This is a genomic window from Streptomyces fumanus, from assembly GCF_014655295.1.
In the GTDB taxonomy this organism is placed as follows: Bacteria; Actinomycetota; Actinomycetes; order Streptomycetales; family Streptomycetaceae; genus Streptomyces; species Streptomyces fumanus.
This window is the reverse complement of record NZ_BNBI01000003.1, coordinates 341407-353283: the sequence shown is the minus strand read 5'-3', so window position 1 is coordinate 353283 and position 11877 is coordinate 341407. Positions and strand designations below refer to the sequence as shown.

General features: G+C 73.9%; 13 protein-coding genes. 2 read left to right on the top strand and 11 right to left on the bottom strand.

What is annotated here, in order from left to right; translation table 11 throughout:
• Nucleotides 1-77 precede the first annotated feature (77 nt).
• Entirely contained in the window at nucleotides 78-644 is a 567-nt protein-coding gene (locus IE316_RS08695; RefSeq protein ID WP_190203578.1) for a TetR/AcrR family transcriptional regulator, read from the bottom strand.
• Nucleotides 645-741: 97 nt separating this feature from the next.
• Between IE316_RS08695 and IE316_RS08690 the strand changes: the two genes are divergently transcribed.
• Complete coding sequence (locus tag IE316_RS08690) at nucleotides 742-1659, top strand: SDR family oxidoreductase (protein ID WP_190203577.1); 918 nt, start codon at nucleotides 742-744, stop codon at nucleotides 1657-1659.
• 66 nt (nucleotides 1660-1725) lie between these two features.
• Here the strand turns inward: IE316_RS08690 and IE316_RS08685 are convergent, their stop codons facing one another.
• The 10 genes from IE316_RS08685 to IE316_RS08640 all read right to left on the bottom strand — a co-directional run bounded on the left by IE316_RS08685 (nucleotide 1726) and on the right by IE316_RS08640 (nucleotide 10783).
• Nucleotides 1726-2358, bottom strand: a complete 633-nt coding sequence (locus IE316_RS08685) for a CoA transferase subunit B (protein WP_190203576.1) — start codon at nucleotides 2356-2358, stop codon at nucleotides 1726-1728.
• Nucleotides 2358-3140, bottom strand: coding sequence for a CoA transferase subunit A (locus IE316_RS08680; protein ID WP_190203575.1), 783 nt, complete (start codon nucleotides 3138-3140; stop codon nucleotides 2358-2360). The genes IE316_RS08685 and IE316_RS08680 overlap by 1 nt, the downstream gene beginning before the upstream one ends.
• Entirely contained in the window at nucleotides 3137-3940 is an 804-nt protein-coding gene (locus tag IE316_RS08675) for an SDR family NAD(P)-dependent oxidoreductase (RefSeq protein ID WP_190203574.1), read from the bottom strand. Before IE316_RS08675 ends, IE316_RS08680 begins: the two co-directional genes overlap by 4 nt.
• On the bottom strand, nucleotides 3937-4689 hold the full coding sequence (locus IE316_RS08670) for an SDR family NAD(P)-dependent oxidoreductase (protein ID WP_190203573.1): 753 nt from the start codon (nucleotides 4687-4689) through the stop codon (nucleotides 3937-3939). Before IE316_RS08670 ends, IE316_RS08675 begins: the two co-directional genes overlap by 4 nt.
• Nucleotides 4686-5657, bottom strand: a complete 972-nt coding sequence (locus IE316_RS08665) for a fumarylacetoacetate hydrolase family protein (RefSeq protein WP_190203572.1) — start codon at nucleotides 5655-5657, stop codon at nucleotides 4686-4688. Before IE316_RS08665 ends, IE316_RS08670 begins: the two co-directional genes overlap by 4 nt.
• 81 nt (nucleotides 5658-5738) lie before the next feature.
• On the bottom strand, nucleotides 5739-6671 hold the full coding sequence (locus tag IE316_RS08660) for a VOC family protein (RefSeq protein ID WP_190203571.1): 933 nt from the start codon (nucleotides 6669-6671) through the stop codon (nucleotides 5739-5741).
• 4 nt (nucleotides 6672-6675) lie between these two features.
• The gene (locus tag IE316_RS08655) at nucleotides 6676-7674 is read right to left on the bottom strand and encodes an amidohydrolase family protein (protein WP_190203570.1); all 999 of its coding nucleotides are present in this window, start codon (nucleotides 7672-7674) and stop codon (nucleotides 6676-6678) included.
• On the bottom strand, nucleotides 7671-8801 hold the full coding sequence (locus tag IE316_RS08650; RefSeq protein WP_190203569.1) for an FAD-dependent oxidoreductase: 1131 nt from the start codon (nucleotides 8799-8801) through the stop codon (nucleotides 7671-7673). The genes IE316_RS08655 and IE316_RS08650 overlap by 4 nt, the downstream gene beginning before the upstream one ends.
• A gap of 24 nt (nucleotides 8802-8825) precedes the next feature.
• Nucleotides 8826-9788, bottom strand: coding sequence for a cyclase family protein (locus IE316_RS08645; RefSeq protein WP_190203568.1), 963 nt, complete (start codon nucleotides 9786-9788; stop codon nucleotides 8826-8828).
• Nucleotides 9785-10783, bottom strand: coding sequence for a fumarylacetoacetate hydrolase family protein (locus tag IE316_RS08640; RefSeq protein WP_190203567.1), 999 nt, complete (start codon nucleotides 10781-10783; stop codon nucleotides 9785-9787). The genes IE316_RS08645 and IE316_RS08640 overlap by 4 nt, the downstream gene beginning before the upstream one ends.
• A gap of 127 nt (nucleotides 10784-10910) precedes the next feature.
• On the opposite strand from IE316_RS08640, the gene IE316_RS08635 reads away from it, so the two are divergent.
• Complete coding sequence (locus IE316_RS08635; protein ID WP_190203566.1) at nucleotides 10911-11840, top strand: LysR family transcriptional regulator; 930 nt, start codon at nucleotides 10911-10913, stop codon at nucleotides 11838-11840.
• Nucleotides 11841-11877 lie beyond the last annotated feature (37 nt).

Below are 11877 nucleotides of genomic sequence, written 5' to 3'. Positions count from 1 at the left end.
CCCGCGCCGGACCGCGGCAGCACCGCCGGGGCCCGCCCGGACCCGCCCCGCCGGGGCCCCGGGCGGGCCCCGGCCGTCTACGCGGCGCCGACGGCGGTCCGCAGTCCGGCCAGGCACTCCCGTACCACCTGCGCCAGCTCCCGGTCCTCGCCCGGTGCGACCCAGCGCTCGAAGCCGATCCTGAAGACGGCCACGCCCGCCTCCGCGGTCAGCCCGGCGGCCGGTTCGGGAACGCCCCGCCGGCGCAGGGTCGCGGCGAGCGCGGACGCCAGCGTGGCGAGTTTGATCAGCTCGCGCTCCCGGAGCTCCGCGGTCGCCGCGATCACGAAGTGCCGGCGGCGGGCGAACTCCGTACGGCCGGCGAAGGAGGCGCACACCGCCTCCAGGCCCGCCGCGACCGCCTCGATCGGCGCCGCCTCCTCCGGTGCCGCGGCCACCGCCGACGTGAACAGCTCCTGCAGGGCGGCGGTCCCGTCGAAGAGCACCTCGCGCTTGTCGGCGTAGTGCCGGAAGAAGGTCCGCTCGGTCAGTCCCGCCCGTCCGGCGATCTCCGCCACGGTGGTCTGTTCGTATCCGCGCTCGCAGTACAGCTCCAGCGCGGCCTTCGCGAGGCGTCCCTTCGCGTCCGGCTGCCATCTGCTCATGGGGGGATCCTAACGCGATGGCAGTCGCTGACATCGCCTGGTACCGTCTATGTCAGCGGCTGACATCGGTTGCTTCCCGTCCGTTTGGAGAACTCCCATGCGCATCTTCGTGACCGGCGCGTCCGGCTGGATCGGCTCCGCCCTCGTCCCCGAACTCCTCGACGCCGGCCACCAGGTCGTCGGGCTCGCCCGCTCCGAGGCGTCCGCCGCCGCCCTCACCGGGGCCGGGGCGGACGTGGTCCGGGGCACCCTCGACGACCTCGACGTGCTCCGGGAGACGGCCGCCGCCTCGGACGGCGTGATCCACCTCGCCTTCAAGCACGACATCGCGTTCACCGGCGACTACCTGGGGGCCGCCGAGGCCGACCGCCGCGCCGTCGACGCCTTCGGCGACGCGCTGGCCGGCTCGGACCGGCCCTTCGTGCTCGCCTCCGGGCTGGCCGGTGTCGCCCCGGGGCGGGTCGCGACCGAGCGGGACACGGCCGGCTTCGGCGGCACGACGCTCTCGGCGCGCGCGGCCACTGCGGACGCGGCGCTCGCCCTCGCGGCCCGCGGGGTGCGTTCCTCGGTGGTGCGGCTCTCCCCGACCTGCCACGGCGAGGGCGACAACGGCTTCCTGGCCGCGCTGGTCGCCACCGCCCGGGACCGGGGCGTCGCCGGGTACGTCGGCGACGGCGCCAACCGCTGGCCGGCCGTGCACCGGCTCGACGCCGCGCGGCTGTTCCGCCTGGCCGTCGAGCGGGCCCCCGCCGGTTCGATGCTGCACGGCGCCGCCGAGGAGGGCGTCGCCCTGCGCGACATCGCCGAGGTGATCGGCCGGCACCTCGGCGTGCCGGTGGCCTCCGTCGCCCCCGAGGAGGCCGCGGCGCACTTCACCATGCTCGGCGGCTTCGTCGGCGAGGACTGCCCGGCGTCCAGCGCCCTCACCCGCGAACTGCTCGACTGGGAGCCGGTCCACCCCGGCCTCCTGGAGGACCTGGACAAGGGGCACTACTTCTCCGTGTCCGCCGCCTGACGACCGTGTCCGCCGCCGCCCGCGCCGCCACCGGCACGGGCGGCGGCGTACGGCGCCGTGCCCCCCTTACGCCGTGCGGACCACGGCGTCGGTACGGGCGGCGATGTCCTCGGCGGTGACCCCCGGGGCGGTCTCCACCAGGGCCAGGCCGTCCTCGGTGACGTCGAGGACGCCGAGGTCGGTGATGATCCGGTGCACGCACCGCTCGCCGGTCAGCGGCAGCGCGCACTCCTGGAGGATCTTGGGGCTGCCGTCCTTGGCGGTGTGCTCCATCAGCACGATCACCCGGCGGGCCCCGTGCACCAGGTCCATGGCGCCGCCCATGCCCTTGACCATCTTGCCGGGGATCATCCAGTTGGCCAGGTCACCGTGCTGGGACACCTGCATGGCGCCCAGCACGGCGGTGTCGATGTGACCGCCCCGGATCATCCCGAAGGACAGCGCCGAGTCGAAGAACGACGCCCCCGGCAGCACGGTGACCGTCTCCTTCCCGGCGTTGATCAGATCCGGGTCGACCTCGTCCTCGGCGGGGTAGGGGCCGGTGCCGAGGATGCCGTTCTCGGAGTGCAGGACCACCCGCACACCGGGCGGGAGGTGGCCGGGGATCAGGGTGGGCAGGCCGATGCCGAGGTTGACGTAGGAGCCGTCGGTGAGTTCGGCGGCGGCGCGGGCGGCCATCTGGTCGCGGGTCCAGGCCATCAGTCGCGTACCGCCCCTCGGGTCGACGACGCGGAGGTCGTCAGGCGTTCGATCCGCTTGTCCGCAGCCTCCTCGGCGCTGAGCGCCACCACCCGCTGGACGTAGACGCCCGGCAGGTGCACCGCGTCGGGGGCCAGCTCGCCCGGCTCGACGAGCTCCTCGACCTCGGCAAGGGTGACCTTGCCCGCCATGGCGGCCGGCGGGTTGAAGTTGGCGGCCGCCTTGCGGAACACCAGGTTGCCGTGCCGGTCGCCGCGCCAGGCCCGTACAAGGGCGAAGTCGGTGGTGATGCCGTGCTCCAGGACGTACGGGCGGCCGGCGAACTCCCGGGTCTCCTTGGCCGGGGAGGCCACCGCGACCGTGCCGTCGGCCGCGTACCGCCAGGGCAGACCGCCCCGGGCGACCTGGGTGCCGACCCCGGCCGGGGTGTAGAACGCGGGGATGCCCGCGCCGCCGGCCCGCAGCCGTTCGGCGAGCGTGCCCTGCGGGGTCAGCTCCACCTCCAGCTCACCGCTGAGGTACTGGCGGGCGAACTCCTTGTTCTCGCCGACGTAGGAGCCGGTGACCCGGGCGATCCGCCCGGCGGCGAGCAGCACACCGAGACCGCGCCCGTCCACCCCGCAGTTGTTGGAGACCACCCGCAGCCCCGTCGAGCCCCGCTCGTACAGCGCGCGGATCAGCACCTCGGGCACCCCGCTGAGGCCGAAGCCGCCGACCGCCAGCGAGGCGCCGTCGGGAATGTCGGCGACCGCCTCGGCGGCACTGTCGCGGACCTTGTTCACGTGCGGGTTTCCTTTCCGGTGGGGTCGGCGCCGGGCAGCACGGCGGACCAGCCGCCGTCCACCACGAGATGGGCGCCGGTGACGTACGCGGCCTCGTCGGAGACCAGGAACACGGCCGCGTTCACGACGTCCTCGGGGACGCCGAGCCGGCCCAGGGGGATGTGCCGGGCGATGGAGCGCATCGGATGGTCTTCGGCGAGCAGATCGCCGCGCGACCCCTCCGTGTCGATCATCCCCGGGCTGACGCAGTTGGCGCGGACGCCGTACGGGGCGCCCTCCGCCGCCAGTTGCCGGGTGAGCGCGATCACCGCGCCCTTGGACGCCGAGTGCGCGGTCCGGCCGTTGGTGAGCGAGCCGGTCAGCCCGGCGGTCGAGCCGACCGTCAGCACGCACCCCCGGCTGCGCAGCAGATGCGGCCAGGCCGCCCGGACGGTCAGCCACACCGAGTCCAGCTCGGCACGCATCGTGAACGCGAAGTCCGCGTACGGCTGTTCGGTGATCGGCCCGAAGCGCACCGCCCCGGCGTTGGCGTACACGATGTCGATGCCGCCGAACGCCTCCGCCGCCTCCGCCACCCACGCGCGCACCGACTCCTCGTCGGTGACGTCCAGCGGACCGGGCGGCGTCAGCGCGGTGCCGCCCTCCCGGGCGATCAGCCGCTGGGTCTCGACGGCCTCCTCGTGGCGCAGGTCGCCGCCGACCACGAGCGCGCCCTCCGCCGCGAACCGCAGGGCCGCCGCCCGGCCCTGGCCCCGCGCGGTCCCGGAGATCAGCGCGACCTTGCCCGCTAGCCGCTTCACGCGCCGCCCCCTTCGCGCAGCGCGTCGGAGACCGACTTGACACCGCCGTGCGCGGTCAGCCCGCCGTCGACGGGGATCTCCGCGCCGGTGATGAACGACGACTCGTCCGACAGCAGGAACACCACCAGCGGCGCCACCTCGTCGGCCGTGCCGGTGCGGCCCAGCGGGGTCTCGCGGACGTTGGCCTCCCGGAACGCCGGGGCGGCGGAGGCGGTCATGTCGGTCTCGATGTAGCCGGGGTGGACCGTGTTCACCCGGATGCCGCGCGGGCCCAGCTCCAGCGCCGCCGCCTTGGACAGGCCGCGCAGCGCCCACTTGCTGGTCGTGTAGGCCACCGGGTAGTGCGCGGTGAGGGCCGCCGAGGAGCCGACGTTGACCACCGAGGCGCCGGCCGGCATCAGCGGCGCCAGGTGCTGGATGCCCAGCAGCGGACCGGTGACGTTGACCGCGTGCACCCGTGCCAGGTCCTCGGGCCGGACCTCGCCGACCCGGGCCCGCCAGGTGATCCCGGCGTTGTTGACCAGGCCGTGCACCTGCCCGTACGTCGCGCGCAGTTCGGCGGCGAGCCGCGCCCACTCCGGCTCGCTGCTGACGTCGAGGCGGCGGCAGTCCCCGTCCGGGTCCACGTCGGTGGCGACGACCCGGGCGCCCTCGCGGGCGAGCGCCGCCGCCTCGGCCGCGCCCTGGCCGCGGGCCGCGCCGGTGACGACGACGACCTTGCCCGCCAGCTTTCCCGGGGGCGTGCTCACGGCCGCTCCCGGCGGTGCCGCCGGCCGGCCGGCAGGGGGACGGGTTCGGCGCCGGGGACGACGGTGTTGGTGAGGGTGCCGAGGCCCTCGACGGTGAGGGTGACCGTGTCACCGGGCTTGAGCGGCGGCGGGCTCTGCTCGCCGCGCCGGCCCCACAGTTCGGCCAGGCAGCCGCCGTTGCCGCAGGTGCCCGAGCCCAGGACGTCGCCCGGGACCACGCGGGTGCCGCGCGAGGCGTAGGCGACCATCTCCTCGAAGGTCCAGCTCATGTGGGACAGCAGGTCCTCGCCGACCTTCTCGCCGTTGACCTCGGCGGTCAGGGCCAGCTTCAGCAGGCCCTCGGCGTCCCGGTGCGGCTCCAGTTCGTCGGCGGTGACCAGGTAGGGGCCGAGGGTGGTGGCGGTGTCCTTGCCCTTGCAGGGGCCGAGGCCGACCTTCATCTCCGCGGACTGCAGGTCCCGGGCGGACCAGTCGTTGAAGACGGTGTAGCCGACGATGTGGTCGCGGGCCAGCTCCGGGGTGAGGTCGCGGCCCTCGCGGCCGATGACCGCGGCCACCTCCAGCTCGAAGTCGAGCGCGGTGCAACCGGGCGGCACCGGGACGGCGTCGCCGGGGCCGTAGATGGCGTGCGGGTTGGTGAAGTAGAAGGTCGGCGCCGCGTACCACTGCTCGGGCACGCCCGCGGCGCCGTCCACGGAACGGCGTATGCCCTCGACGTGCTCCTCGAAGGTGACGAAGTCCCGTACGGAGGTCGGCTGGAGCGGGGGCAGCAGCCGGACCTGGGAGACGTGCGGGCCGGGCGGCACGTCCAGGGCCGCCGCGCCGGCGGCGAGCAGCCCGGGCAGCCCGCCGGTCTCCGTGAGCAGCGCGGTGAGCGAGGTGACCCCGGGCAGCGGGTAGAGGGTGCCGTCCGCTTCCACGACGGCCACCTGGTGGCGTTGCCGGTACTCGTAGGCGGCGAAACGCATGGGACTCCTGAGGCAGAGGTGAGGAGAGGGGGGAGCCGGGGACGCGCGGGTGGCGGGTCCCCGGCCGTCGGCTGCGGTGGCTCAGACCGGCGGGGCGACGAAGACACCGCGGTCGGGGTCGTTGAACGACTCCTTGGCGATCAGCTCGTTCATCGGGTTGGCGGTGCCCCACTGGTCGGTGACCTCGGGCTGGGAGAAGTCGTAGACGTGCGGGTGCCAGGTGTCCTCGTCGAGCAGCTCCAGCTCGGTGGTGTACTCCACGGTGTTGCCCTGCGGGTCGAGGAAGTAGGTGAAGGTGTTGTCCCCGGCCATGTGCCGGCCCGGACCCCAGATCTTCCGGTACCCGGCGCGGATGACCCGGCCGGAGCCGCGCATGTACTCGTCGAGGCCGCGCATCTCGAAGGAGATGTGGTGCAGGGCGGTGTGCGGGCCCCGGGCGATGGCCATCGAGTGGTGCTGGTTGCTGATCCGCATGAAGTGCATGACCTCGCCCATGCGCGGCGAGCTGAGCGTGTCCGACAGCGCGAAGCCGAGGTGCCGCTCGTACCACTCCCGGGTGCGGTTCAGATCGGGGGAGTTGAGGACCACGTGGGAGAGCTTGACCGGGATGGCCTCCTTCTCCTCGATCTTGCGGTGCCGGCGTACCTCGACGTCGGCGGAGACCTCGATGGTGCGGCCGTCCACGTCGAAGAACCGGAAGCCGTAGCCGCCGCCGGGGGTGTCGACCTTCCCCGGCTGGGTGATCAACTGCACGCCGCCCGCGAGCAGTTGCTCGGCGAGCGTGTCGACGTCGGCGGCACTGGCGGCCCCGTAGGAGACCAGGTCCAGACGCTTCTCGTCGGCCTTGCGCAGCCGGACGACGTACTGCTCGGGGGAGCCCTCGGCGGCCAGGAAGGAGATCCCGGAGTCCTCGGCGACCTTGGTCAGGCCCCAGACGCCGGAGTAGAAGTCGAGCTGCTTGTCGTAGTCGGGCACGGCGAGGTCGACGTGCCTCAGATGGGTGAGCAGACGCATGGTGTCAGTCCTTCCTCAGGAGGGCGGCGGCGTTGCCGCCCCGTACGGCGTGGAAGTCGGCTTCGGGCAACCGGGCGGCGCGCAGCGCGGCGACCGGGTCCTCGGTGCCCATGTCGAAGGGGAAGTCGGAGCCGAGCAGCACCCGGTCGGCGCCGGCGGCCCGGACCAGCTCCCGCAGCACGTGCGGATCGTGCACGAGGGAGTCGAAGTACAGGCGCTTGAGATAGCTGCTGGGCAGGTGCGCGCAGCCGGACCCGGCGTCCGGGCGGGCCGACCAGGCGTGGTCGGAACGGCCGATGTGGGTCGGCAGATAGCCGCCGCCGTGCGCCGCGATCAGCTTCAGCCCGGGGTGCCGGTCCAGCACCCCGGAGAAGATCAGGTGGGAGAGGGCGACGGCGTTCTCGGTGGGCTGGCCGACCGTGTTGGACAGGTACCACCGGTCCAGCCGCTCGTCGAGCGTGCACCCGAAGGGGTGCAGGAACAGGATCGCCCCGGTCTCCTCGGCCCGCGCCCAGAACGGCTCGTACGCCGGATCGGACAGCTCCCGGCCGGGGGCGTGGCTGGAGATCTCCACCCCGAGCAGGCCCTGCGCCAGGGCGTGGTCGAGCGCCTCCGGCATCAGCCCGGGGTGCTGGAGCGGCACCAGCCCGAGCCCCCTGAGCCGCTCGGGCGCCCGGGCGCAGTGCGCGGCGGTCGCCTCGTTGGCCAGCCGGCACACCTCGCGGGCCGTGTCCTCGTCCGCCCAGTAGTGGTAGTGCGACGGCGACGGGCTGACCACCTGTACGTCCACGCCCTGCGCGTCCATCGCGGCGAGCCGCACGGTCACGTCCGTCAGGCGGGGGATGCGCTCGCGGACCATCGGGCCGCTGACCGCGAGGGATTCGGGGCCGTTGCGGCGGGCGTCCAGCGCCCGCGCCTCGGCCAGCCCCGGCAGCCCCGCCACCAGCGCCTCCACCTCGGGCAGCAGGACGTGCGCGTGCACGTCCACGGTCGGTGACGTCACGGCAGCTCCCTGAGCAGTGTCATGACGCGGCCCATCAGGCCGGGTACGTCGGCGTCGCGGACCCCGTCGAGCTGCCACCGGCCGAGCTGCACGGACGCCTCGACGACCGGGCGGACCCGGGCGATCCGCCGCTCGTAGTACGCCCGGAACAGCGCGTCGTCCCAGGTCTCGGTGCCGGTCAGCATCTCGGCCAGCACCCAGGCGTCCTCCAGGGACAGCGCGGCGCCCTGGGCCAGGGTGGGCGGGCAGCAGTGCGCGGCGTCACCGGCGAGCACCACGCGCCCGCGGTGCCAGGAGCCCTCCACCAGCAGGCGGTCGAACCAGGTGTAGTTGACCTTCGCCGGATCGGTGATGTGCGCGGTGATCTCCGGCCAGAACCCGCCGTACGCGGAGGCCAGCCGGCGCATCTCCTCGGCGTACGACCGCGGCGGGATGGACGCCCGGTCGCGGTTGGCCTCGACGACGTAGGCGTAGATCGTGCTCTCGCTGGTGGGGCAGTAGCCCGCGATGTAGGCGGGGCCGCCGTAGGCCAGGTCGGTGCGGGTCAGCCCGGCCGGGCGGGGGGCGGCCACGCGCCAGATGGCCATGCCGGTGGGTTCGGGCCGGTCGGTGACGCCGATCGCGGCCCGGGTGGCCGAGCCGAGCCCGTCGGCGGCGACCACCAGGTCGTAGCGGCCCTCGGTGCCGTCGGTGAAGCGTACGTCGACGCCGTCGCCGTCCTGCTCGAAGGAGTCGGCGCGGGTGCCCAGCCGGACGCTCGCCCCGCTGGCCCGGACCGCGTCGATCAGGATCTGCTGGAGCCGCGGGCGCTGCATGCCGACGGTGGCGGGCAGGTCGTCCCCGCCGGTGCGCGCACCGGCCTCGACGTGCAGGACGGTGCCGTCGGGGGCGGTGAGGCCGACGGCGTCGAAGCCGAAGCCGGACGCCGCCACCTGGTCCCACACGCCCAGTTCGCGCAGCACGCGCAGGGCGTTGCCCTGGAGGGTGATGCCGGAGCCGGCGGTGGCGTTCCAGTCGTCCTTGGCCTCGATCAGGTCCACGGCGAGGCCGGCCCGGCGCAGCAGGATCGCGGTCGCGTTGCCGGCGGCGCCGCCGCCGACGACGAGGACCCTACGGGGTGCGGTCATGGGAACTCCTTCGTTCCTCGGGTGTCACTTGACGGCGACGGGGCTGACGGGCGAGCCGACCGCGCCGGTGATGGGCAGGGGCGCGGCGGTCAGCCAGAACTCGTACACACCGTCCTCGGCGCAGTCCGCGGCGAGCGCGTCCAGGTCCCACATCTCGCCGATCAGCAGGCCGATGTTGGGGATGGCGACCTGGTGCAGCGGCTGGAAGGCGTGCTCGAACTCGTTGGGTCGGACCTCGAACCCCCAGGTGTCGGTGGCGATCGCGGCGATCTCGGTGCCGTGCAGCCATCCGGCCGTGGTGAACGACAGTCCGGGCGCGGGCCCGCCCGCGTAGTCGCCCCAGCCCTCGCGGCGGGCCCGGGTGAGCTGCCCGGTGCGCACCAGCACCAGATCACCGCGGCCCACGGTCACCCCGTGCGCCTCGGCGGTCGCCGTCAGGTGCTCCTCGGTGACGGCGAACCCGTCCGGCAGCTCGCCGTCCGTGCCGATCACCCGGCCCACGTCCAGCAGCACACCGCGGCCCGCGACGTGCGGGGCCATGTGCTCGATGCCGGTGACCAGGTCGCCCTCGGAGGTGACGACCCGCTCGGCCGGGCGGCCGTTCCACGCCTTGCCGTGGTCGAAGATGTGCCCGAGCCCGTCCCACTGGGTGGAGCACTGCAACGGCATCGCGATCACGTCGTCGGCGCCGCCGATGCCGTGCGGGAAGCCCTGGTTGCCGAGCGCGGCGTCCACGCCGGTGTCCAGCATGGTGTGCACCGGGTTGGTCCGCCGCCGCCAGCCCTTCTGCGGGCCGTCCATGTCGAACCGCTGGGCCAGGCTGAAGCTGACGCCCCGGCGCACCAGGGCGGCGCCCTCGCGGCGCTTGGCCTCGTCGAGGAAGTTCAGCGTGCCCAGCACGTCGTCCTCGCCCCAGCGGCCCCAGTTGGAGTACGCCTCGGCGGCGCGGGCGATCGACCCCTCCGGGTCGGTGCGGTCCAGGGTCATGACGCGTCCTCCGCCACACAGCGGGTGCGCTGGGTGCCGAGCCCGGTGACCGACCCCTCCATCACATCGCCGTCGCGCAGCAGCCGGCCCCAGTGCATGCCGTTGCCGGCCGGGGAGCCGGTGAGCACCAGGTCGCCGGGGAGCAGCCGGGCGGTCCGCGAGGCGTAGGAGACCATCCGGGCCACGTTGAAGATCATGTCCTTGGTGGACTCGTCCTGCATGGTCTCGCCGTTCAGCTTCAGCGTGACCCGCAGGTCACCGGGGTCGGCGATCGACTCGGCGGGCACGATCCACGGGCCGAGCGGGGTGAAGCCCGGCGCGTTCTTGCTGCGCAGCCAGTCGGTGCCGATCTGCGGCATGTCCCGCCGGAAGACCGTCGCCCGGTCGGTGAGGTCGTTGGCGATCGTGTACCCGGCGACGTACTCCAGCGCCTCCTCCACCGAGACCCGGTAGGCGGGCCGGCCGACGACGGCCGCCAGCTCCAGCTCCCAGTCCGGCTTCTCGGCCCAGGCGGGCAGCACCACGTCGTCGTACGGGCCGGTGATCGCGCTGGGCAGGCCGATGAACACGTACGGCAGGTCCTCGGCGGCCCGCCGGTCCATGATCTCCGCGGCCTCCGCGCGCCGCTCCTCCTCGGGACGGTCGTCGTCCGGGGCGCGGTGGGCGACATGCAGGTCGATGACGTGCTGCCGGTAGTTCGCCCCCGACTGGAACACCTGCCGGGGCTCGACCGGGGCGTGCACCCGGAACTCCGCCAGCGGCCGGCGCGGCCCGTCCTCGGCGGCCAGCGCCCGCAGCCTCGGCAGGGTGGCCGCCCAGTCCTCCAGCAGACCGCGCACGGTCAGCGCCTCGTCGGCGAGGGCGACCCGGAGGTCGGTCACCCGCGCGTCGGGGGTGACCAGGGCGGGGAACTGCGGCCCGTCCGGGGCCGAGAGAGTCGCGAGGGCGAACGATCCGGCGAACAGCGCGGATACGGGTTCAGGTTTCACGGACATGTCCTCCTGATTGCGGTGTGACTAATCTGGACCCGCCACCCGTGATCACGGAAATAGATTGTGTGGATCGCAGCCATCCACCTGACGGATACCTCCTGGTCGGAGAGTTACAGCAAGGGGAAGCCCGGTGAACCTGGCCCGCCTGGACCTCAACCTCGTCGTCGCGCTCCGCGCCCTGCTGGAGGAACGCAACGTCACCCGCGCCGGGCAGCGCGTCGGGCTCAGCCAGCCCGCGATGAGCGCGGCGCTCGCCCGGCTGCGCCGCCACTTCGACGACGACCTGCTGGCCCGGGTCGGCGGCCACTACGAACTCACCGCCCTCGGCCAGGTCCTCCTGGACCGCACCTCCACCGCCTACGACCTGCTGGAACGCCTCTTCGCCAGCCAGGCCGACTTCGACCCGGCGCGGGAGAGCCGCGAGTTCAAGCTGCTCGCCTCCGATTACGCCGTGGCCGTCTTCGGCGCCGAACTCGCCCGGGTCGTGCACGCGGAGGCCCCCGGCATCCGGCTGCGCTTCACCCAGAGCCCGCCCACCGTCGTCGACGACACCTCGGCGCTGCTCAGCGCCACCGACGGCCTGTTCATGCCGCACGGGGTGATCAGCGGCTTCCCCGCCACCGACCTGTACCGCGACCGCTGGGTCTTCCTCGTCGCCGACGACCACCCCGACGTCGGCGACCGGCTCACCCGGCGGAACCTGGCCGAGCTGCCCTGGGTCACCTACCAGCGCACCTACGACGCGCCGGCCGTACGCCAGCTCGGGATGCTGGGCGTCGAACCGCGGGTGGAAGTCTCCGTGGACAGCTTCCAGTTGCTGCCGCTGCTGGTGGCCGGCACCCGGCGGATCGCCCTGATCCAGTCCCGGCTCGCCCACCTGATGACACCGCTGGCCGCCGTGCGCGTACTGGAGCCGCCGTACGAGGCCGTGCCGTTGCGGGAGGCCATGTGGTGGCACCCGGTGCACACCCACGACGCGGCGCACATCTGGCTCCGGGAGACGGCGGCCCGGGTCGGCCGGCGCCTGGCGGGGGAGCGGGGGGACGACGCCGGGAGGTGAGGCTGCCCGGTGGCTTCGGCGTCGGGTACGGCGGCCC